This is a genomic window from Aquabacterium sp. (assembly GCF_030652515.1).
GTDB lineage: Bacteria > Pseudomonadota > Gammaproteobacteria > Burkholderiales > Burkholderiaceae_C > Aquabacterium.
Map to the genome: position 1 here is coordinate 45,361 of NZ_JAUSAR010000034.1, position 21,522 is coordinate 66,882.

Consider the following 21,522-nt stretch of genomic DNA (forward strand, 5'->3'; position numbering starts at 1 on the left):
GCTGGCCTCAGTTCATCGGCGCGTGGTCCAGGGTCCACACGCCATGGGGTGAGCTGCCCACCTTCACTTGCCGCACCACCTTCTTGGTGACGGTGTCGATGAAGGTGACTTTGCGGGCCCAGCGCGAGGTGACCATGATGGTCTTGGTGTCGGCCGAGAGGTCCATGCAATCAGGCCCGCCCGGTGCGGGGTAGGTGTCCACCACGGAAAGGGTTTTCATGTCGATCCGGCTTATGGTGTTGGCGGTGCGGTTGCTCAGCAGCACGTGGCGCTTGTCGCCCCAGGCCCGGAAAGCGTGGGCGCCAGCACCCGTGACGATGCGCCGAACAATCTCGGGCCTGGCACCGGTGACATCGTAGACCTCGGCATACATGTCGCCCGTCAGGCCGATCAGGAGGCGCTTGTCGTCGGGGGTGATGAAGACGTCGGCAGGCATCTTGCCCACGGGGACTTTCCAGCGCAGTGTCTGCGTGGCCAGGTCGATGGCGACCAATTCATCGCTGTCTTGCATGGTCGAATAGACCACGGTGCTTTTGCTGTCGATGCTGAGGTGGCTGGGCGTCTTGCCGGTGGGCACGCGCTTGGCCAGGGTGAGGTCGAATCCCCCACCGGCCCGCACGGAAACGCGGTAGATGTCAATGTGGTTGAGGCGGTTGGCCGTGGTCACGAACCACTTCATGTTGGGCGAAAAGCGCAACTGGTAGGGATCGGCGATGTTTTCGATCACACGCTGGACCTGGCCCGTCTTGGGGTCGATCAGGGTCAGCGAATCGCTCAGGGCATTGGCCACGATCAGTGACTTTTCGTCCGGCGACAAGTACAGGTGGTGCGGCTCCTTGCCGGTGGGAATGCGCCGGACCTCTTTGAAGGTCACGGGGTCGATGACGCTGATGGTCGCATCCAGTGAATTCAAGGCAAAAATGGGGGCCGCGCTCGCGTTGGAGATGCAAAATGCCAGCAGCAAAGCCGCCGCGTGCATCAACCGTGACGCACGCTGTTGAATGAACTTCGTCAATTGGGTCACCTGGGATCAAGCCGGGCAGTGTACGCGCGGCGTTCACTGCCCCATCGAGACCCTCAGTCGTCGCTGCCGCCCAACACCGAACCCAGCAAACCACCGGCGCCAAAGCCGCCCAGCAAGGAGCCTTCTTCTCGGCCACCGCCACCACGGTTTTGCGGCGCTGCGGCAAAGATGCGGGAGGCCAGGCGAGAGAACGGCAAGCTTTGCAGCCAGACCTGACCGGGGCCCGTCACCTTGGCCAGGAACAAGCCCTCCCCGCCAAACAAGGCGGTCTTGATCTTGCCCACGTATTGAATGTCGAAATCGACTTCGCTGGTGTAGGCCACCACGCAGCCCGTGTCGATCATCAGGGTCTCACCCGGCTTGAGGTCGCGGCGCACAACGGTGCCACCCGCGTGAACGAAAGCCATGCCATCGCCCTCCAGTTTTTGCATGATGAAACCTTCGCCACCAAAGAAACCGGTGCCCAGCTTCTTTTGCAGTGCGATGCCCAGCGACACGCCGCGGGCGGCACACAGAAAAGAGTCTTTCTGGCAGATCAAGCGGCCGCCCAGCTTGCTCAGGTCCATGGGCAAAATCTTGCCTGGATACGGCGCTGCAAACGCAACGCGTTTTTTGCTTGACGCCTGGTTGGTGAAAATGGTCGTGAACAGGGATTCGCCCGTGATCAGGCGCTTGCCCGCCCCCAGCAGCTTGCCGAACAGGCCGCCTTGCTGGTTGTTGGAGCCATCGCCAAAGATGGTGTCCATGTCGATGCCAGCGTCCATGAACATCATGCTGCCGGCCTCGCCAATGGCCGCCTCGCCGGGGTCGAGCTCCACCTCGACGAACTGCATCTCTGCACCTTTGATCTCGAAATCCACCACATCCATGGCCATCTCTGGTCTCCTGATTCGTTAAATACGCAATGTTTATCCAGCTTTGATCACCCTCTAAAGGCGGTGCTGGGGAAACTAAGGGCACCACAACCCCTTCAAACTCATTCATGATCGGGTGTGGCCGAGCCCCGTCAATTGTCGCCCAAAGCCACCCACGCCACGAGCAAGATCAGCGTTCATCGATGTTTCACTTAGAGCCCCTTCACTCCCCCACCCTGGCCTTGGCGCTGGGGCTGGTTCTGCTCACCGCCTCGGGCATCATGACCCTGGTCGGCCTGACGCAGCGCACCTACCGTGGCTACTGGTGGTGGACCGTCGCGCAATGGGGCAACACGATCAGCGCTGGGGCACTGCTGTTCAAGGACGCGCACCCTTCCATGCTGGCCGTGTCGGTCCTGCTGTCGCTGCAGTGGCCTTTGACCATGCTGGGCGGCATGCGCCGTTTTTACGTGCGCAGCAACCTGCCCACCGAACCCTGGGTTGACCACTTCCTGTTGTTCATCGGCTTCTCCGGCTGGATGTGGGTTTGGCTGGCCAACCCCGAAGACGTGGGCGCGCGCGTGGCCATGTTCAGCCTGATCAACATCTGCGGCTACCTGTATTGCGCCTGGATCGTCAGTTGCATCCGCGACTGGCGGCAAAGCGTCTACCTCAAGGTCATCCTCTTTTTCCTGCTGGGCGGCGCCATCTTCCAGGTGCCGCGCATGCTGACGGGCATGGCCTCGTGGGGCATGACCGTGAACGATCCCAGCCTGATCCAGTTGCCCTCGTCGATGCTGGGCCTGGTGATTGGCGTGATGTTCTCGGTGTACATGTGCCTGCTTCTGACCTACGAGCGCACCGAGCACGACCTGCGCGAATCGCACCGGCAACTGCGCGTGCTGGCCGATTTCGACATGCTCACGCAGGTGCCCAACCGCCGACACTTCAACGAGATCGCCAGCCAGACCCTGCGCCTGTGCGCCCCGGGCAGCGCCTCGCTGATGCTGTTCGACATCGACCATTTCAAGCAGATCAACGACGAGTTCGGGCATGGTGCGGGCGATGAGGCCCTGAAACTGGTGGCCGGTGGTGCGCGCAAGATGCTGCGCAGCCGCGACCTGCTGGGCCGCATTGGGGGCGACGAGTTCATCGCGCTGCTGCCTGAAACGAGCGTGAACGACGCCCTGCATGTGGCTGACCGCATGGTGCGCCACGTGGACACCGAACGCCATGGCCTGCAACAGGCCCCCTTGAGCCTGAGTTTTGGCGTGGTGCAGATCATGCCGGGCGAGTCACTGCCCGAAGCCACCCACCGCGCCGACCAGGCCCTGTTCGAGGCCAAGCGCCAGGGCCGCAGCCGTGCCGTGGCCGCCGAGGCCGCGGATGGCGAAGCGGTGTTCACCCGCACCCGCCCTTTCGGGATGAGCACGCACTGACTGCACTCATGAGCCCAGGCTGATAAGGCGCGACAATCCCGCCCATGCAGCAATTTGACGTGGTGGTGATCGGCGCAGGCGCGGCCGGTCTGTTTTGCGCGGGCATCGCCGGGCAACGGGGGCTCAAAGTCCTGGTGATCGACCATGCCGAGAAGGTGGCGGAAAAAATCCGCATCTCAGGCGGTGGCCGGTGCAACTTCACCAATCGGGACGTGACGCCCGCCAATTTCCTGAGCGAGAACCCCCACTTCTGCCGTTCAGCCCTGGCGGGCTACACGCCGCAGGATTTCATCGGGCTGGTTGAACGCCACGGCATCGCCTGGCACGAGAAGCACAAGGGCCAGTTGTTTTGCGACCGGCGCGCCGACGACATCATCCAGATGCTGTTGAAAGAATGCGAGAGCGGTGGAGTGGCACGGTGGCAACCTTGCGGGGTCCAGCAAGTGCGACGCACCAACGACGAGACCGGTCACCTGTTCGAGCTGGACACCGACCAAGGCGTGGTGCAAGCCCACCAGGTGGTCATTGCGACGGGCGGCCTGTCGATTCCCAAGATCGGCGCCACCGATTTCGGCCAGAAACTTGCGCTGCAACTGGGCCACACCCTGGTCCCGCTGCGGCCCGCCCTGGTGCCCCTGACCTTCGATGCTGGCGAGTGGGCGCCCTGGTCGGCGCTGTCGGGCATCGCCCTGCCCGTGGATGTGTCGGTGAACGTGGAATCGACCGGCAAGCGCAAACAATCGGCCAGCGTGCATTTCCTGGAAGATTTGCTGCTCACGCACCGAGGCTTGAGCGGCCCTGCCGTGCTGCAGATCTCAAGCTACTGGCGCCCCGGCCAGGCCCTGACCATCGACATCGCGCCCCAAGGCAAGCTGGCAGATGCCCTGAAACAGGCCAAAACAGGCTCGCGCAAGCAGTTGTCGTCGGCCTGGGCACAAGCCCTGCCCGAAGGTGTGCCGCAACGCCTGGCCCAGACCTGGCTCGAACAGGCGGCCTTGAAAACGCCCGCCTTGCGCACCGACGCGCCCCTGGCCGAGATGAAAGACCGCGACCTGGAAGCCCTGGGCCAATCCGCCAACGCCTGGTCCATCACCCCAAAAGGCACCGAAGGCTATGCCAAAGCCGAGGTCACTGCGGGGGGTGTGAACACGCAAGAGCTGAGTTCGCAGACCATGGAGAGTAAAAAGGTCCCCGGCCTGCATTTCATCGGCGAGGTGGTCGATGTGACCGGCTGGCTGGGCGGCTACAACTTTCAATGGGCCTGGGCCAGCGCGGCCGCCTGCGCCCGCAGCTTGGTAAGATCCCACCCATGAGCTCCACACACTTCGGTTTCGAGACGGTTGACGAATCACAAAAGGCCCAGCGCGTGCGCGGGGTGTTCGATTCGGTGGCCAACAAGTACGACGTCATGAATGACCTGATGTCGATGGGCCTGCACCGTTTGTGGAAGGCCTACACCATCGCCGCCAGTGGCGCCAAAGAAGGCCAGAAGGTGCTGGACATCGCCGGTGGCACGGGCGACCTGGCACAGGCTTTCGCCAAGCGTGTGGGCGCCTCAGGCACCGTGGTGCACACCGACATCAACGAGGCCATGCTCAGCACCGGCCGCGACCGCCTGCACAACGAAGGCGTGGTGCTGCCCACCACCATTTGCGATGCCGAGAAGCTGCCCTTCCCCACCGGCACGTTCGACATCGTCAGCGTGGCCTTTGGCCTGCGCAACATGACCCACAAGGACTTGGCCCTGGCCGAGATGTGCCGCGTGCTCAAGCCGGGCGGTCGCTTGCTGGTGCTGGAGTTTTCAAAGGTGGCCAAGCCGCTGGAGAAAGCCTACGACTGGTACTCGTTCAATGTGCTGCCCAAGCTGGGCCAACTGGTGGCGGGCGACGCGGCCAGCTACAAGTACCTGGCCGAATCCATCCGCATGCATCCCGACCAGGCCACGCTCAAGGGTCTGATGAAAACGGCCGGCTTTGGCCACGTGGACGTGCACAACATGACGGGCGGCGTGGTCGCCCTGCACATGGGCATCAAGTGCTGAGCTGAGCTCAGCCTTCAGCGCGAAGACAAGCCCAGCAGGTCAGCCTTGAGGTCTTGGTCAGAGACCTTCTCGCCAATCCAGATTTTCAGCAAGCCCTGGTAAAAGTCCTCGCCCGGGATGTCCTTGCTGATCGGTTTGCCAGCCACCATGATGCGTGCGCCCGAACCCGGCAGGTAGTCCAGCTGGATCACATCACCTTTTTTGGCATCGCCCGCCGACAGCAAGGCGGTGTGCAGGTCGTCCAGGCGTGACTGCATGGCCACCAGCTCTTTGGGGCTCAGGTTGGCCTCCATGCCCTTGACCAAGGCGTGCGACAGATCTTGACCGCGCACGTTCCTGAGCATGGTGATGTGAACGCTTTTCGGCCCGGGCTGGGCCAGCACCGCGCCGGGATGGTGATCGCGGCCTGGCAGGTAAAGCGCGACGGCATAGACCTTCAGGATCAGCTTGGTGCGCAAGCCCGCGCCATTGAGCACCAGCGGCTGCCCCGCCACTTCGCACCCGTCATCGAACGTGACGCCGGCCACCACTTGAGCCGCATGCGCCACAGACGGCAACGCGGCCGCACCCCACAGGCCCAGGGCCAACACCATCGAAGCAACTGCCTTCATCTCGATCCTTGACGTCTTGCAAAATCGCCGCACCAATGCGACACAATATATGTTACATCGTCAATGCAACATTGCAACGGTATCATCCTGTTTACCGCATCCCGTTACCCTGCAATGACCGCCTCTTCTGCCAACCATTCACGGTCTCGCCGCCGCCCCGCCGACGCTTCGGCCATGACGGTGGAAGACTTGGCCAACCAGACCGGTGTGAGCGTTCGCAACATCCGCGCGTACCAAACCGCCGGCTTGTTGCCCCCGCCACGCCTGCAAGGGCGCCTGGGCCTGTACGGGCAAGAGCACCTGGGCAAGCTGGAGTTGATCCGCGACCTGCGTCAGCAGGGTTTCGGGCTGGAGGCCATTGGCAGCATGCTGGCCAACACACCCGATGGCGCATGGTCCGAGTACTCGCTGGTCACCCACCTGTTTTCCAAAAGCTTTTTCACGGTGGAGCCTTCGCAGCGCAAGGCCATGGCCGAGATGGCGGCCCATTGGGGCGCCACCGCCAGCCCGGCGCAAAAAGAGCGCCTGGCCAAGAACGGCCTGTACCGGCCGGTCGAGGGTGACGAGGTCGAGATGCTCAGCCCGTCGCTGGAGCGCATCGGCATCCAGCTCGCCGAGCTGGGCGTGTCACTGGACACCGTGCTGGACCTGCAGGACGACTTGATCCGGCACACGCGCGCCATCGCCAAAACCTACGTCGAGCAACTGTTCCTGGACCTGATCCAGATGATGACCAAGGACAAGGCGCCAGGCGCTGATGCCTCCTCGTCCCCCATTGACGCTCGGCAGATCGCGCAGTTGCACGCGGTGTTCGAGCGCTTGCGGCCGCTGGCCATCGGCTCCATCTCAGCAGCTTTCCCCGTGGTGCTTCAGCAGGAGTTCGACAACGGGATCAAGAAGCGGTTGAAGGCTGGCGGCAAGAAGCGCTGACCGCTCATCACTTCAGCGCGAACTGCACGCGCGTGGTCGGCCCCTTGTCGTCGGGCAACTTGTCGGTGCCCACTTTGGAGGCCGTCAGCAGCACCCGCTCGGGCGACAGCTTGGTGGCCAGGTAAGCCTTGACCCGATCGCCACGGCGATTCGCCAAGGTCAGAAAACTGGCCTGCTCCACCGGCGCGGCGGCTTTCAGCAAGGCCTCCATCTCTGGCGCGGGCAAGGTCTTGGCCAAGCCGACCAGGTTGCGGGGCTTCTTGATGTCGGCGGCTTTGTAGGCAGCGGTGAGCCACTGGTCGCGCTCTTCGGGGGCGATGGTGACCGAACCCAGTGACTGCTCGGTGGCCTTGGCTTTGGCCTGTCGCATCAGGCGCATCACGTGGCGCTGGCGCAGGCCTTCTTCGTCGACGGCGGGGTCCGCGCGTCCGGTCGCTTCCAGCTTGACCTGTGGGCGGTCGGCCAGCTTGGTGACCAGGGTGTCCAGGCGTTGGCGGGCGGTGTCGCTCAGGTCGTCATCGCCGGGCTCGAAGGGCACGAAGCCCAACTCGTCCTGGCCGCCGCCCATCAGCAATGAGAATGGCGCGGTCACAGCCTTGGTCAGCAAGTTGACGACGACACGCCAGATGATGCCGCCCACCGAGAACTCCGGATCGTCCAGCGAGCCCGAGACCGGCAGGTTCACATCGATCTCGCCCCGGCTGTTCTTGAGCAGGGACACGGCGAACTGCACAGGCAGGCTGGTTGCATCGGGGCTGTCCACCTTGTCGCCAAAGGTGAGCTGGTCCAGGAAGATGTGGTTCTCGGCCTCCAGCTTGCCGTTGTCGACCTTGTAGCGCACCGTCACCGACAGCGTGCCCTTCTCGATCGCATAGCCAGCGTAGCGGCCGGCATAAGGCGTCAGGCGCGTCAGCTCGATGCCTTTGGCCGAGCCCTGGATGTCGGTGTACAGGCGCGGGCCCAGCGGGTGCAGTTGTCCGGTGATCAGCAAGGGTGCGCTGTCATCCACCGCGCCAGAGATCTTGACGGTGGCAGGCTCGGGTTTGGACGAGGCCACGGCCGAGACGTCGCCCTCAACCTGCGTGAGGCGGGCGGAGTAATTGGGCTTGATGAAGTTGTCGGTGAAATCGACGCGGCCTTTGCTCAGCTTGATGCCTTGCCAGCGCAGGTTCATGCCGGCCATGGCGGGCGAAGACGTGGCAGGGGCACTGGCCGATGATGCCGGGGCGCTGGCGGCCACCGGTGCGGCGATTGGCGCGTTGGCTTGCGGCGTGGTCAGGGACTTGGTTTCAGCGCCCGCTTCATGCTTGACCAGATCCGACAGGTTGAGCTTGCCGTTGGGGTTGATGATGAGGCGGCCGTAAAAGTCATTGAGCGCGATGCGGCCCAGGTCGGCATTGAGTGCACCGGCCTTCCAGTTCACGTCCAGGCCGTCCAGGGCCAAGGAACGCCAGCGTAAAAAATCGGCCTGGTTGACGCTGTCTTGCGTGCGCAGGTCGGTCAGGGCAAAACGGCCCTGGTAGCGGGCATTGACGGCATGGGGATCTTTGCCGGGCCCGGCTTCCAGGCTGAGCTTGCCGTTGACATTGGTCTTGGCCGACACCAAAGCCACGTTCAGGTAAGGCGCGATGTAGGACTGAAAGGCCTTCAAGTCGAGCCCGGCAATGGCCAGTTGCGAATTCACCCGCAAAGGCTGCACGCGCACATCGCCGCTCAGTTTGACGCGGCCATTGCTTTGGCCCAAACCGTTCAGGTCAAAACCCATCACTTGCGTGAGATCGCTGGACAGGTTCTTCAAGCCCAGATCAGCCTGGTGCAAGGACAGGCGGGCGGCGGGTGTCACCGACTGGTCATCCACCTGCACCTTGCACAGCTTGCAACGCAATTCGCCCACCTTGATCAAGGGCGCGGCCTGCGCTGCAGCAGGCTGTGCGGGGGCAGCGCTCGGTCCAGCGGGCGCGGGCTGCATCACCCACTGGCCTTGCGGGTCGCGGGTGGCTTGCGCGTCCAGCTTGTCCAGCGTCACGGAGGCCACGGTCAGGGACTGCAAGCCCAAGGCCGTGGGGGCCAAGCCCACGCGCGCTTCCAGGCCTTGCACATCCAGGCCCGCCAGATCGACATGGTCCGTGGCTTTGGCCTTGGCCGCCTTGGTCTTGAGGCCCGTCAACTGCACCTGCCCATTGAGCAGGTTCAAGGCCTCGGCATTGGCTTGCAACTCCGTGCTCAAGGCCAGCTCGCCCGACAACACCTGCAAAGGCAAGGGCACGGCCTTGCCCAAGGCGGCCAACCACGGCACCGGTTGCAGCTTGCTGACCGAGACCTTCAAGGTAGCTTGCGGCAGCATGGACGTCACCACCCCGCTCACATTGAACTGGCCACCATGGGCATCCCTGGCCACCAGCGTCAGGGCGGCAGGCGCGGCCTTGTTGTTCGAGTTCAGGCCATCGATGCTCAAGCTCACGGGGCCCAGCTTGGGCAAGGCACCACCGCCCGGCGCTTCGGCCTGCAGGCTCGTGGCGGCCAGGCGAACCTTGTCCACCGACCAGGCCCAGGGCGCCTCAAGGCTGGAAGCCTCGGCCACCTTGTCAGGCTTGTCAGGCGTTATCACCGGCTTGGCAGCAGCGGCCGGCCGGTCTTTCGCATCGACCTGCAAGCCCGCCAGGGCCACACTGCCGATCTTCACCTGACGGGCCAAGGGCGATGCATCAATGCCTTCGATGTCCAGGGCCGACCAGCGCCCCTGCACGCCCCCGGCAGGCCAGCCGAGGTCAATGCCCGACACCTTCAAGCCACCCCGGATCGTCAAGGTGGCCGCTGCGGGCGGCCTGCGCTCTTCAAAGCTCACGGTCAGGTGGGTGTCCAGCCGGCCCTTGGCCACGTTCACCATGGCCGACGGGGGCATGAAGGGCTTGGCCGCCAGCATCCAATGGGCCACATCCACGTCACGCCAATTCAATTCCAGGGTGGAGCGCAGGCCTTCGCTGAACGGCAAGGTGCGGCCGCTCACGCGCAAGGGGCTGCCATCCACACGGGCCTCCAGCAAGGGCTCCACGTCCACGGTGACATGGGTGGGCAGGTTGGACACGAAGGGCACGCCCACGTTCAGCGCCTCGATGCGGTGCTCTTGCTGCAGCACGCGGTCTGAATAGCGCACCAACCCGTGGTTGATGCGGATGTTGTAGACGGCAAAGCGCGCGGGATCTTTCGCAGGCTGCGGTGGCCCCGACTGCAGCCGCTTGGCGATGTCGGTGAAGTTGAAATGCTCGGCAGACTGACGCTCAACCCACACCTGCGGCTGCTCCAGCGTGATGCGCCGCACCACCGGGGCCAGGCGCCAGATGGATTCCAGCGAGAGCTGAACCTGCGCTGCGGGCAATTGCAGCAACTCGGCCTTGGGCGGGCCCACCTTCAGATCCTTCAGGGACAACGTCAGGGTCCAGGGCTGAACGCTCAGATCCGCCAGCGTGACCGGGGTGCCCAGCGTCTGGGTAGCCACCGACTCGACCTGGCCCCTGGCCCAACGCGGCAACCACCACCCCAGGAGCACCGTCCAGATCAGCGCGAAAACCACCAAGCCGATGCCGGCTTTCAAGGCCCAGTGTTTGCGGTGGGACGAGGCGGCTGGCGTGACTGGCGTGCTGGACATGGTGCGAAGGCGAGGGAGAACATCGGGAATATAAGCCGGAGGCCGTTGATCACCCTTGCAATCGAGACAGCATCTCGGGCAGGATGATGTGCTGCACCACGCGCAGCAGTCGGGACTCTGAGGCCGCGTAAGGAGCCCATGCTTTGGGCAGCGTCTGCCAACGCGCCTCTTGCTCGGCGACCAGGCCCTCGAACGCACTGGCGACGCGTGTCGTGACCTCGGCCACCACGCGGCGGGCCACTCGCTCTGGCACCCCAAGCACAGCTGCTGCTTGCAAAACACTGGTCAAGGTGACATCACCAAAATACTTGGCCCCCGGCAAACTGAAAGCCATGGGCACTTGATCCCAGATCGCTTTGTCATCGGCCAGTGCACGCGTGTGGTACGCACCTGTGCACAGCAAATCGTAGTGAGGCGCCAGCGCCACGCCATCAGGTCGCACGTGGAAAGACAAGTTCTTCAAATGGCAATCATCGTTGGCCACCAGGATGTTGAACACCAGCCACCGGAAAAGCCGCTGCCGCGTGTCAATCTTGTTCGTCGTCCGATCAATGACCTCCACCAGCGCATCGAGTGAGGCCCCAACGTGCTTGAACGTGCGCGCCTTGTTCAGCAGTTGGCATGCGTCAATGATGTGCAGCCGCTGCACCGACGGCGCCGCCAAGGGATCTTTGTTGCCAGCGAGGGAGCGCTGGTCGATGACACGATCAAAACGCTCGATGAGGTAGACCGGCTGCGGCACATGGCGCATGGCCACCGGCGGGACCGACAGGCGGGCCACACGTGCCAGGCGCATGGTCAAGAACTCGTTGAAAACCGAGGCCGGGTAGCTCTCCACATCGGGGTGCTCAGGCTTGAGGATGTGGGTGGACGGCGTGGCGCCTTCGGGTTCGTACAACAAGCCCGCCTTGATCACCACCAACAGCTTGTGCTGCGCGCCCGCCAAGGACATCCGCTTGGGGGAAGTCTTGGCCAGCGTCTGGCGAGGCAGCGCTTGAATCCGCCCGCTCAAGGACTCATCGCTCAACAACTGCAATCTGGCCTCATCGGGCAAGGCCTGGCTTGGCGCGAGAAGCGTCAGCGAACCGGCAGATTCCGCCCCCAAGTGTTCGAGCAACGCGAAGGCGTCCTCTCCCCTGATGCCCGCTTCTTTGGCCACGGTCTGGCGCAGTAACTCTTCAGGCAGCAGGTTGTCAAAGTACCACTGGACGGGCCGCAAAGTCCCGCCGTCTTCATGACGAAGTTGCGCACGCGGAAACGCTGGCGACAAGTCGAATCCATCGGGAGCGGCGGCCCACAGCGGGTCGTACTCGAAGGTCCACAGGTCGTCACCCTCGCTCAGCGTGCCGACCAATCGGTGGTCAATGAAGACCTGCAAGCTGCGCATGCTCAAGCCTTGCTTTCAGAACGCCGTGCTTGCAATTGTTGGAGTGCTGGCAAGGCCGATTCAGGAATATCAACATTCAGCGCGATGCCCAACTCTTTCAGCAGCAGCAGCACGCGGCCCATTTGCGCGGTGGGCTTGCCTCGCTCAACGTCGGCGGTGAACTGCTTGCTCACGCCCACCGTGCTCGCCAGGTCGTCTTGCCGCACGCCGGAACTCTTGCGGACAGCGCGGATGACCAGGCCGAGGTCTTCGACGGAATGGATGGCTTGCTTCATTGAAATACCTCCGATCGCAGGCATTATGGAATAGGCAATTGATATTTTGCCTTTAATGCCCGCGATTGCAGGTATTTTCAAGAAATGCTTGACCCCAAACCTGAGCAATGCCTGCGATCCCAGGCATAAAAGGCTTGGATCAAAGCGATCGGCACGACCTGAGCTGCTTCAACTGCCCGGCACGCGCCGTCAATTGAGCGGCCACACAGGCTGGGACGGCGGCCGATGACTTCCTGCAAGCGATCGACGCCGACGCCTTCCACTCGGAGACGCGGGTGTTGATGGCGATCTCGCACGTGGGCAGGCGGCGGATGGTGACCTCCGCTGTTGAATCCAGCAAGCGAGCCGCGGCGACCGGGTCGCTGGTGGCCTGATCTTGCACAGGCCGCGCGGGGTTGGCGCCAACCGCGCCAACCATGGCGGCCAGAACGATGACCAGTGCCGATGAGGAGGAGGCCACCCGCCGGACCAGGCTTGGCCTACAAAACCCCATGCTCGATCTCGTCCAGGTAGATGAAGTCTGGCGCCTTCACGCCCGCATGCTTTCGGATCTCAACCAGCTCAGGGGATTCGAAAAACCGCCGCGCATTGGCCAGCGATGACCACCGCGAGAAGTGCACGATGTTGTTGGCATCGGTGTCGTAACGCAGCAGCTGGTAGCTGATCTCGCCAGCGTCTTTGCGGATCTGCGCCGCCTGGTCAAAGATGGCTTTCCAGGCGGGGTAGCTTTCAACTTCGTGGATGATCAAGACGTGCTGCACATGGACTCCCGGCTTCTGCATGCCAAGTATCTTGTCACAGCAAGAGTGTCCATCAAGGTGCCTTTCGGCGACGCACAAGGTAGATCGCCAACAGTGCCGCAGAGAAATGAGACGGGAAGAACTCATACCAAATCGGATACTGGCTTTTGAGCATGCCCTGAACGCCCCCTGCCTCGGCAAAATAGACCACCCAGCCAACCAGGGCGACACCAGCGGCAGCGAAGAGAAAATGTCCACGCGACAGTCGAGCGGCGCCATAGCATCCCAGGATGAAGGCCAACAAGGAAAGCGCCATGTCGAGCGCCAACAAAGCAGGCGGCGTTTCTCCGCTCCATCCCATGCCAAGCAATAGCGCCACCGTGCTCGCGATGAAAGGTGCGATCAGCCAACTCAGCGCCAGCGACATGGCCGAAAAGATGGCGACCAGGAACACGGTTCGGTACCAACTGGGTGGTTTTTCAACCGCGAGGTCTTGCACGTGGGCCTCTGGCGGTGAGAAAGGGTTCTTCATGTCATTGGTCGTCAAAGCGCGCCTTGTGGTAGCCCATGTAGCTGAAATCGAGGCCAACCTCTGAATTTTCCCCAAGATCGACCACATTCACATGGACCTTGCCATCGGATTCCCAGTAGGACGCCCGATACACATGCTTGGGCAGCATATTGGGCACGTTGACCTCGAGCCCCGCCCCAGTCCAGGAAACCGCGCCAACCGCCACCAGGCCCACGCCGAAATTGGATCGATAGTCCAACACAAATGAGTGTGTGCCTGGCAACACGCGGACCCAGTATGGGCACCCGGCCACCGCGCAGGGCATGTCTTTCCCATCAGTTTGCTTGATCCGCGACTGAATCAAAGGACCGGTCTGATTCATCGCCATGAACACAGCAGTTTGCGACAACGGCACTTTCTGCTCGTAGGCCTGGAAAGGTGCGTGTTGGGTTGTGCATCCCAACAAGAATGCCGTCACGAGCAAACTGACTAGAAACTTCATTTCGTCATCTCTTCTATCAAGGATTTCTATTTTGACAGGAAGGCTCGGACTTCCTTGATCACCACAGCGGGGGCTTCTTCCATCAGCCAATGCCCGGCATTCGGCACGACAAGTTCGGTCACGTCGGTCGCCGCGTTGCGCATCACGGCCGCTTCGTTCGCCCCGAACGATTTCTCACCGCCAACGGCCAGCACAGACATGGTCGAGCCTCATCTCTTGGCTGCTATCGCAGCCACCAGCTTTTTGTTGAAGTCGATGTCGGGGCTTTCATCGAAGAGATAGATTTTGTCCACGTCCGCACTTCCAATAATCGCTCCCACCGTTCCGCCGTACGGTGTGGGGATCACGCAGCCACCCTTTGATTGCGCGAACGATTGAAGGTATTTTTCAAGGCTTTCGGAGGTGCATATGCCACTCTCATAAATGGAATATATGCGAGGCTTCGCGCTCTTGTCGCTGGGAATCCAAATGCCACCCGGCCGAATTGTCACGGCGGTTTTGTAGTCGACTGGCAATAGCCAAATTGGCCGGCCTTCGCCCTGGTAGAAGGTTCCGAATTCATTCCTCAGCGCCGCAACGTAAGCTCCGGGCATGATTCCGTGCTCCCATAGCGTGTCTTTGATACCTTGCTTGACCTTGTACGAGATGCGCTCAGGCAAAACTATTTTGTCTGTCTGCGCTGCTATCACAAGGTTGGACACGACCGGTGGTTGCGAAGCGCATCCTGCCATGCAAAGGATTGCAATGGAGAGAAAGAGCTTTGAATTTGTACTCATTTTTGTTTGTGAATGATTTTAAGGACGTCGGAACCTATTGAAAAGCCAACACCCCAGTTGATCGGCAGCAACGTGCGCAACACGTCGACTGATGGATGGACTCCAGTTAGGCCGCTGCGAGAAGGCACTGTGTAGCTCATGAGCTACACACCAAAATGAGCCTTGCTAACGTCAATTCGGCTAAAGCTAAAATTACTTCTTCCGATGGTTGCGCTGATTAAAACGCAAAACGGATTTTGTGCAAAAACTCTTCTCAATAACTCTGAATGTTTGGGGCTGGATACTAGATTTTCATTCATATCCCATGATGCAATGGTGCCTGCCATGTAGTCCGGTAAGCGGATTAGGCTGTCGAACCAAAGTCTGTCAATTCCAGCATCATCAATGCCATAGCCGACTTTTGATATTTCCATCTCGGCCATTTCTTTCAGACACAGCCCATAGTGATTGATTTCAAATAGCTCTCGACATATTTCACCAAAGGCATCAATAATTTTGTCTCGATCCGAAAACCAAACGATACTTTTACATTTGGCCTCCTTTGATAGGAGGAACGCCAGGTATGCTGCCAACATAGCAACAACCGAAATTAGTTTAAAGAGTTTCATGTTTGCACTCTTTTTACTTAATTCTGACTTGGCTATTGAAAATCGCTTGATTTGCTCTTCAAATTTTTCCTTACCCTCTGGCTGGTTAATTATCCACATCTTTATCATTTCTGTCACGCTGTCCATATTGAGGAGCGCAACATGCTGGTCGGTGTGACCCTTTGAGTAGAGTACGCCAGCAGTGCTTTTTAATATAAATGTGACATGAAAAAAAGTTCTGTTACTTAGAGCCTCAATTATATCTCGATCAATGCATTTCGTTTTTTTAATGTCTTTGGGAATTTTTTCTGCAAGTAATTCAACAATTTTGGGTGTAGCAGCCCAAGATGGGGCAATGGTAAATGAAGCCACATTGTTGAATTTGTTTTTTGCGTCAATGCAATAGTCGCTAAAAATTGCGAATTGAGATTCATTTTTGTGAATTGAAAGAAACGCTCTTAAGTCTGTTAAAAATGACTTATCAAGCGTTCCTTTTAGCGATGCCAAAATTCTTTCCATGCCTAGTGTCTAACATTAAAGGGTGCCGGAGCGAAACGCAGAACATCAACAGTTAGGCGTCACGGATTCGCCTCCATTGTTCTTTATGTTGAGCGAGTTCTGCTTTGACAACAGACGCTCGCTTTTCCAAGCGACTGATACCAAGTAGTTTTGACGTGCCACGAATTGCATGGGCTTCTGCATGGGTGAGTACATAGCAATCAGCTTCGCGCTCACCATGCACTACGACCACAACCAAGAAGTCAAACTCTCGAGCCAATGAACCAATGTTGTTGTTCGTACTCTTATTTTGCAGTTCAGTGGCTTTTACTTGGATTCTTAAGATTCGGCCTGACTTTGATATCGCAGTCAAATCGTAGCTGTCTTGGTTTATTTTGATTGCTGGATAAGCCTCAACCTCGTTTTCAAGCAGGCGCGTAAGAGTCAGGTACTCACCGAACTTTCCAATAAACTTCATATGCCCCCTAATTTTATAAGGCTAACGCCAAAGTTAACCGGCGCCGGAGCGCGAGCGCGCAGGACACCAAGTTAGGATTTCGGGCCCGCGCGGCGATGCCCATTGTGCAAAGGAAACACCATAATATTAAATATAACGATCAAGAGAACGCTTTAGTATTCTTGGCAGCTCTCGTACCATTACCCACATTTCTTTGTCCGGCATATACATTTCCCGCATAATTGGATGCTCGAACGTGAACTCAATGAGTTCAAAAAATGCACTTACTGCGGCATTCTTTTCCTCTACCGGGACTGTGCTGCGAAGCGTACGCGCCACATCTAAGCCGGCGTCGTAAAGCCAAGGGAAATCTGTTCTAAAAAGGCTTACTGCGATTTGAAATCCGGTTAGGTTTGACTCAAACCGGGGCGAAGCATGAAGAAGCTCCTCAATAAACATAGGATGCATTCTTTTGTCGCGCCTAAATCGCCTGGGCTCAATTTCCAAATCTATGCGCTTTGTTATTTTTTCAAGCATGATCTTTATGGATTCAACCTCTTTTACAAATTCGCCATCTGGATTGCGTAGAAGCTTTTGGTTGTTTCTTGTGAGATCGAGAATTTCTTCTAATATTTCACCAGCTGAATCAATTGCCGCGTCTTCATCTGGTGTTGATGGTAAAGGCATGGACCTGAGCAGCCCATTCAACTGCTCCTCTAAAGTTGGGTACCAGACAGCGAATGCCTTTTCAAGGCGTTCATCACTGAGAGTTTCACTCCCGCAAGCCTTGTTGAGAGAGAACATTAATTTTTTAATGTCCTCTTTTTCGAGTATGGTGGATTGAAATTGAAGAATTGGCCCACTAACTTCTGAGCGTTTAATATCAAAAAGAAACGGGCTAACGGCAGATTTTTCCATCGTCTTCGATAATGCTCCAGCCTCAAATGTCAGCCAAGGCGCATGAACGTTTTCTTTTGTGACACACAATATGCCAAATGTGGAATTTTCTAACTCTTTAGCTATGTCAGTGCTCCAGCGAGCACCCTTGTCAATATCTTCGGATGATACATATGGAACTATTGACTGAATTACAGATGGTAGCCAGTCCCGGAATGTTATGGCCACCTTGTGGCTCAGTTCGCCTGACCAACTAAGAAACACCTTCATTTATGGAATTCCTATTCGCAAATTTTGTTTAGTAGGGTACTTGAGGCAACCAAAATCCCAATTATCATTTAGGCCACGATCTGAGGAATTACCTGCGTTTAGAGGTCCAAAGAAAATTGGGAAATGACCTAGTAAACCCAAGCATGGCCCAAAGCATCCACTCAGAACCAAGCTTTTGCTTCATTAGTACCCTCCCTGTCATGGAAAAAACGCGCTCCATCATGCCCCATCCCTGCCAGCCATGAGCCGATTTTTCTTGCACACAAACCCCAAATGCTCGCCCGCCCGAGCTCAAAGCCTCGTTCGCCAACCATAAAGGGGCACACGTCACCCTTTTTGGCTCGGTCCTCCACCCTCAAAGCCTCGCGCGCCAGACTAAAAGCCTAGCCCGCCGCCCGCTGCCCCTCGTGCACCACCATTTTTGGCGCACGCGCCAAGCAAAAAAGCCTGGCTCACCACCCTAAAACCTTCGAGCACCACCCTCAAAGCCTGGCGCCCCACGATCAAAGCGTCGCGCACAAGCTTCTGCCATCATCCAGCATGCCCTTGACCCCCACCGACCTCACCCTCATCGCAACCACCACCCTCGACCACTACAACCAGCAGGCCGAGCAGTTCTGGCATGGCACGCGCGACCACGATGTCCGTCAGAACATCACCGCCCTCCTCACCCACATCCGGGCGCCCGCCCCTTTCACCCTGCTGGACTTCGGCTGCGGCCCCGGCCGTGATCTGAAGGCCTTCGCGCAAATGGGCCACCACGCCATCGGCCTGGACGGCGCCGAGCGCTTCGCCGAGATGGCGCGCACCCACACAGGTTGCGAGGTCTGGCACCAAAGCTTCCTGGCGCTCGACCTGCCGCCCGCGCACTTCGACGGCATCTTCGCCAACGCCTCGCTCTTCCACGTGCCCGGCCAGGAGCTGCCCCGCGTGCTGAAAGAACTGCACACCACGCTCAAACCCGGCGGCGTGCTGTTCAGCTCCAACCCGCGCGGCCAGGGCCAAGAGGGCTGGAGCGGTGGCCGCTATGGCAGCTACCACGACCTCCCCGCCTGGCGCGATCACCTCACGGCGGCCGGCTTCACCGAGCTGACGCACTACTACCGCCCCGAGGGCCTGCCGCGCGAGCAACAACCCTGGCTGGCCAGCGTGTGGCGCAGGCCCTGATTGATCGCCGCGTTCACATCGCCCGCCCATCAAAGTGCTTGACCGGGATGGCCTCCAGATCAATGCCCTCGATGCAGCGCAGGTTGATGGCCGCCGTGGCTTCGCCTGAAGGCGCGGTGCCCTCGCCATAAGGGTGGATGCCGCAGTTGGCGCAGAAGCGGTGCTTGATCACGTGCTTGTTGAACAGGTAGGTGCTGGCGTTTTCATCAGGCGTGAGCAGTCGCAGCGACGCGCGCGGTATGAACCAAAGCAATGATCCCTTGCGCTGGCAGATGGAGCAGTTGCACGACAAAGCCGAGGTGATCTCGCCCTCGGCTTCGAACTTCACGCGGCCGCAATGGCAGCTTCCTTGGTGGGTCGTCATCCTGGTTCTCCAGTGTTGAAAGCGGACAAGCACTCAGGCATTACCCTTGAGCCTTCGCTGTTCGTTTGTTTGTTGACCCAACCATCATGATGCAACGCCCACCCTCTACGCAACGCGGCGCTGTTGACGGCTTCCTCGTCGGCATGATCGCCGCCGTGTTGCTGGCCTCCCTGCTGCCCCAATTGGGCAAAACCGGCGGCACCCTGCACCTGGACCAGGTGGGCAATGTCGGCATCTTCATCGTGTTCTTCCTGCACGGCATGGGCTTGTCGACCGACAGCCTCAAGCAAGGCGCCTCGCGCTGGCGGCTGCACCTGGTGGTGCAGGTGTGCACCTTCGTGGCATTTCCGCTGTGGTGGTGGTTGCTGAGCCTGGGCCTGGGCCCGTACATCCCGCACGATCTGCTGCTGGGGTTTTTCTACCTGGCGGTGTTGCCGTCCACAGTCTCATCCTCGGTCACGATGACGGGGCTGGCGCGGGGCAATGTGGCCGCGGCCATCTTGAACGCCACGCTGTCGACCTTGCTGGGCGTGTTCCTCACCCCCTTGCTGGCCAGCCTGGTGTTTGGCAGCCATGGTGGCGCTGGCCAGGGAATGGACCTGGGTGACACCATGTTGAAGGTGGCGCGCATGTTGTTGCTGCCCTTCGTGCTGGGCCAATTGCTGCGGCCCTGGCTGGGCAATTTCTTCAAAAGCATCAAGCCCAAGACCACGCTGGTGGACAAGGGCGTGATCCTGCTGCTGGTGTGGTGCTCGTTCAGCGATTCGGTGGCCGATGGCCTATGGAGCAAGCATGGCCTGAGCCTGATCGCCATCACGCTGGTGGGCGCGGCGCTGTTCCTCTTCCCCATGCTGTGGTTCACCAAGCGCGTGGCCAAGGCCATGGGCTTCCCGGTCGAGGATGAGATCGTGGCAGTGTTCTGCGGATCGAAGAAGACGCTGGCCTCAGGCATACCCATGGCGCGCTTGCTGTTCGGTGGCGACCCTGCGTTGGGCGTGCTGGTGCTGCCCATCATGTTCTATCACCAGCTTCAACTGTTTGTGTGTTCGCTGATGGCGCGCCAATACGCAGCGCGCACCGCGGCCCAGCGAGAGTAGCCCACGAGGCCCAGGCCCCTGCTCATCTCTGTGGGATCTACGTACGGCGCAAGCAGTGCAAATCGGCATACTGCCTCGTGATCCCGCGGTGTCCACCAGGAGATGAGCATGCCCAAACCACCCCTCTACAAGTCGCTTTATTTCCAGGTCATCACCGCCATCGTCATTGGCGTGTTGCTGGGTCATTTTTATCCATCCACCGGCGAGGCCATGAAGCCACTGGGCGATGGATTCATCAAGCTCATCAAGATGATCATCGCCCCGATCATCTTCTGCACTGTGGTGGTTGGCATCGCAGGCATGGAGGACATGAAGAAGGTCGGCAAGACCGGCGGCCTGGCCTTGCTGTACTTCGAAGTGGTCAGCACCATCGCACTGGTCATTGGCCTGGTGATCGTCAACCTGGTGCAGCCAGGCGTGGGCATGAACATCGATCCCAAGTCACTGGACACGCATGGCATCGCCGCCTACACGGCGCCCGGCAAGATGCAGACCACGACCGACTTCCTGCTCAACATCATCCCCTCGACAGTGTTTGATGCCTTCGCCAAGGGCGACATCCTGCAAGTGCTGCTGTTCGCCTTGCTGTTCGGCTTTGCGCTGCACAAGTTTGGAGGGCGCGGCACGCTGGTGTTCGACTTCATCGAGAAGAGCTCACACGTGCTGTTCAGCATCGTCGGCATGATCATGAAGCTGGCCCCCATCGGTGCCTTTGGCGCCATGGCCTTCACCATTGGCAAGTACGGCGTCGGCTCGCTCTTGTCGCTCGGCAAGCTGATGGGCACCTTCTACATCACCTGCCTGCTCTTCGTGTTCATCGTGTTGGGCTTCATCACCTGGCTCAACGGCTTCTCGATCTGGAAGTTCATCAAGTACATCAAGGAAGAGCTGCTGATCGTGCTGGGCACCTCGTCGTCCGAATCGGTGCTGCCGCGCATGATGGTCAAGATGGAGAACCTGGGCGCGCGCAAGTCGGTGGTCGGCCTGGTCATTCCCACCGGCTATTCCTTCAACCTCGACGGCACCTCCATCTACCTGACCATGGCCGCGATTTTCGTGGCGCAGGCCACCAACACCCCCATGACACTGACCCAGCAGCTCACCTTGCTGGCCGTGCTGCTGCTCACCTCCAAGGGGGCTGCTGGTGTCACCGGCAGCGGCTTCATCGTGCTGGCCGCAACCTTGTCGGCGGTGGGCGGCGTGCCGGTCGCGGGGCTGGCGCTGATCCTGGGCATTGATCGCTTCATGTCGGAGGCCCGCGCGCTGACCAACCTGGTGGGCAATGGCGTGGCCACGATCGTGGTGGCCAACATGACCGGTGACCTGGACAAGGCCCGCCTGCACAGGCAACTGAACAATGAGACCGAGGCAGAGGCGCAAGAGCCGGAAGCCGTGCTGGACCGGGTCGAGCAACGCATGCCCGTCTGATCGGATGGCCTGATCAGGCCA

23 protein-coding genes are annotated in these 21,522 nt (G+C 59.7%); 7 read left to right on the forward strand and 16 right to left on the reverse strand.

Features of this window, described 5'->3' with window-relative positions; genetic code table 11:
• Positions 1–7 precede the first annotated feature (7 nt).
• Both Q7V20_RS04750 and Q7V20_RS04755 read right to left on the reverse strand, forming a co-directional pair.
• Entirely contained in the window at positions 8–979 is a 972-nt protein-coding gene (locus Q7V20_RS04750; RefSeq protein ID WP_304787783.1) for a YncE family protein, read from the reverse strand.
• Positions 980–1,077: 98 nt separating this feature from the next.
• Positions 1,078–1,899: a TIGR00266 family protein gene (locus Q7V20_RS04755; RefSeq protein ID WP_304787722.1), complete on the reverse strand. Its 822-nt coding sequence runs from the start codon at positions 1,897–1,899 to the stop codon at positions 1,078–1,080.
• Between the two features lie 182 nt (positions 1,900–2,081).
• Between Q7V20_RS04755 and Q7V20_RS04760 the strand changes: the two genes are divergently transcribed.
• From Q7V20_RS04760 to ubiE, 3 genes are read left to right on the forward strand one after another with little or no spacing between them, the layout of a single operon-like run.
• The gene (locus Q7V20_RS04760) at positions 2,082–3,317 is read left to right on the forward strand and encodes a GGDEF domain-containing protein (protein ID WP_304787724.1); all 1,236 of its coding nucleotides are present in this window, start codon (positions 2,082–2,084) and stop codon (positions 3,315–3,317) included.
• A gap of 44 nt (positions 3,318–3,361) precedes the next feature.
• On the forward strand, positions 3,362–4,630 hold the full coding sequence (locus Q7V20_RS04765; protein ID WP_304787726.1) for an NAD(P)/FAD-dependent oxidoreductase: 1,269 nt from the start codon (positions 3,362–3,364) through the stop codon (positions 4,628–4,630).
• Entirely contained in the window at positions 4,627–5,358 is a 732-nt protein-coding gene (ubiE, locus tag Q7V20_RS04770; RefSeq protein ID WP_304787728.1) for a bifunctional demethylmenaquinone methyltransferase/2-methoxy-6-polyprenyl-1,4-benzoquinol methylase UbiE, read from the forward strand. The genes Q7V20_RS04765 and ubiE overlap by 4 nt, the downstream gene beginning before the upstream one ends.
• A gap of 14 nt (positions 5,359–5,372) precedes the next feature.
• On the opposite strand, the gene Q7V20_RS04775 is transcribed toward ubiE, so the two are convergent.
• Entirely contained in the window at positions 5,373–5,969 is a 597-nt protein-coding gene (locus Q7V20_RS04775) for a chalcone isomerase family protein (protein WP_304787730.1), read from the reverse strand.
• A gap of 114 nt (positions 5,970–6,083) precedes the next feature.
• Here Q7V20_RS04775 and Q7V20_RS04780 point away from each other — a divergent pair, with 114 nt between their 5' ends.
• Positions 6,084–6,899 (forward strand): MerR family transcriptional regulator, encoded by an 816-nt coding sequence (locus tag Q7V20_RS04780; RefSeq protein ID WP_304787733.1) that lies wholly within the window; start codon positions 6,084–6,086, stop codon positions 6,897–6,899.
• Positions 6,900–6,906: 7 nt separating this feature from the next.
• Here the strand turns inward: Q7V20_RS04780 and Q7V20_RS04785 are convergent, their stop codons facing one another.
• The 12 genes from Q7V20_RS04785 to Q7V20_RS04840 form a co-directional block, all read right to left on the reverse strand.
• Complete coding sequence (locus tag Q7V20_RS04785; RefSeq protein WP_304787735.1) at positions 6,907–10,545, reverse strand: DUF748 domain-containing protein; 3,639 nt, start codon at positions 10,543–10,545, stop codon at positions 6,907–6,909.
• Between the two features lie 49 nt (positions 10,546–10,594).
• Positions 10,595–11,932: a HipA domain-containing protein gene (locus Q7V20_RS04790; protein WP_304787737.1), complete on the reverse strand. Its 1,338-nt coding sequence runs from the start codon at positions 11,930–11,932 to the stop codon at positions 10,595–10,597.
• A gap of 2 nt (positions 11,933–11,934) precedes the next feature.
• A complete protein-coding gene (locus Q7V20_RS04795) occupies positions 11,935–12,207 on the reverse strand; it encodes a helix-turn-helix domain-containing protein (RefSeq protein WP_304787739.1) in 273 nt (90 codons plus the stop codon).
• 139 nt (positions 12,208–12,346) lie between these two features.
• Entirely contained in the window at positions 12,347–12,667 is a 321-nt protein-coding gene (locus Q7V20_RS04800; protein ID WP_304787741.1) for a hypothetical protein, read from the reverse strand.
• Between the two features lie 19 nt (positions 12,668–12,686).
• Positions 12,687–12,989: an antibiotic biosynthesis monooxygenase gene (locus Q7V20_RS04805; protein ID WP_304787743.1), complete on the reverse strand. Its 303-nt coding sequence runs from the start codon at positions 12,987–12,989 to the stop codon at positions 12,687–12,689.
• 31 nt (positions 12,990–13,020) lie between these two features.
• Entirely contained in the window at positions 13,021–13,446 is a 426-nt protein-coding gene (locus Q7V20_RS04810; RefSeq protein WP_304787745.1) for a hypothetical protein, read from the reverse strand.
• Positions 13,447–13,480: 34 nt separating this feature from the next.
• Complete coding sequence (locus Q7V20_RS04815; protein WP_304787747.1) at positions 13,481–13,960, reverse strand: hypothetical protein; 480 nt, start codon at positions 13,958–13,960, stop codon at positions 13,481–13,483.
• A 26-nt stretch (positions 13,961–13,986) separates the two neighbouring features.
• Complete coding sequence (locus tag Q7V20_RS04820; RefSeq protein WP_370652403.1) at positions 13,987–14,160, reverse strand: alpha/beta fold hydrolase; 174 nt, start codon at positions 14,158–14,160, stop codon at positions 13,987–13,989.
• Positions 14,161–14,169: 9 nt separating this feature from the next.
• On the reverse strand, positions 14,170–14,736 hold the full coding sequence (locus tag Q7V20_RS04825) for a hypothetical protein (protein ID WP_304787749.1): 567 nt from the start codon (positions 14,734–14,736) through the stop codon (positions 14,170–14,172).
• Between the two features lie 143 nt (positions 14,737–14,879).
• On the reverse strand, positions 14,880–15,842 hold the full coding sequence (locus Q7V20_RS04830) for a hypothetical protein (RefSeq protein ID WP_304787751.1): 963 nt from the start codon (positions 15,840–15,842) through the stop codon (positions 14,880–14,882).
• Positions 15,843–15,894: 52 nt separating this feature from the next.
• Positions 15,895–16,299 (reverse strand): hypothetical protein, encoded by a 405-nt coding sequence (locus tag Q7V20_RS04835; RefSeq protein ID WP_304787754.1) that lies wholly within the window; start codon positions 16,297–16,299, stop codon positions 15,895–15,897.
• 126 nt (positions 16,300–16,425) lie between these two features.
• Positions 16,426–17,445: a TIR domain-containing protein gene (locus Q7V20_RS04840; RefSeq protein WP_304787756.1), complete on the reverse strand. Its 1,020-nt coding sequence runs from the start codon at positions 17,443–17,445 to the stop codon at positions 16,426–16,428.
• Positions 17,446–17,985: 540 nt separating this feature from the next.
• Here Q7V20_RS04840 and Q7V20_RS04845 point away from each other — a divergent pair.
• Entirely contained in the window at positions 17,986–18,612 is a 627-nt protein-coding gene (locus tag Q7V20_RS04845) for a bifunctional 2-polyprenyl-6-hydroxyphenol methylase/3-demethylubiquinol 3-O-methyltransferase UbiG (protein WP_304787758.1), read from the forward strand.
• A gap of 13 nt (positions 18,613–18,625) precedes the next feature.
• Here the strand turns inward: Q7V20_RS04845 and Q7V20_RS04850 are convergent, their stop codons facing one another.
• The gene (locus tag Q7V20_RS04850; protein ID WP_304787759.1) at positions 18,626–18,976 is read right to left on the reverse strand and encodes a GFA family protein; all 351 of its coding nucleotides are present in this window, start codon (positions 18,974–18,976) and stop codon (positions 18,626–18,628) included.
• Positions 18,977–19,062: 86 nt separating this feature from the next.
• Between Q7V20_RS04850 and Q7V20_RS04855 the strand changes: the two genes are divergently transcribed.
• On the forward strand, positions 19,063–20,073 hold the full coding sequence (locus Q7V20_RS04855; RefSeq protein ID WP_304787761.1) for a bile acid:sodium symporter family protein: 1,011 nt from the start codon (positions 19,063–19,065) through the stop codon (positions 20,071–20,073).
• 102 nt (positions 20,074–20,175) lie between these two features.
• The gene (locus Q7V20_RS04860) at positions 20,176–21,501 is read left to right on the forward strand and encodes a dicarboxylate/amino acid:cation symporter (RefSeq protein ID WP_304787763.1); all 1,326 of its coding nucleotides are present in this window, start codon (positions 20,176–20,178) and stop codon (positions 21,499–21,501) included.
• Positions 21,502–21,522: the final 21 nt, after the last annotated feature.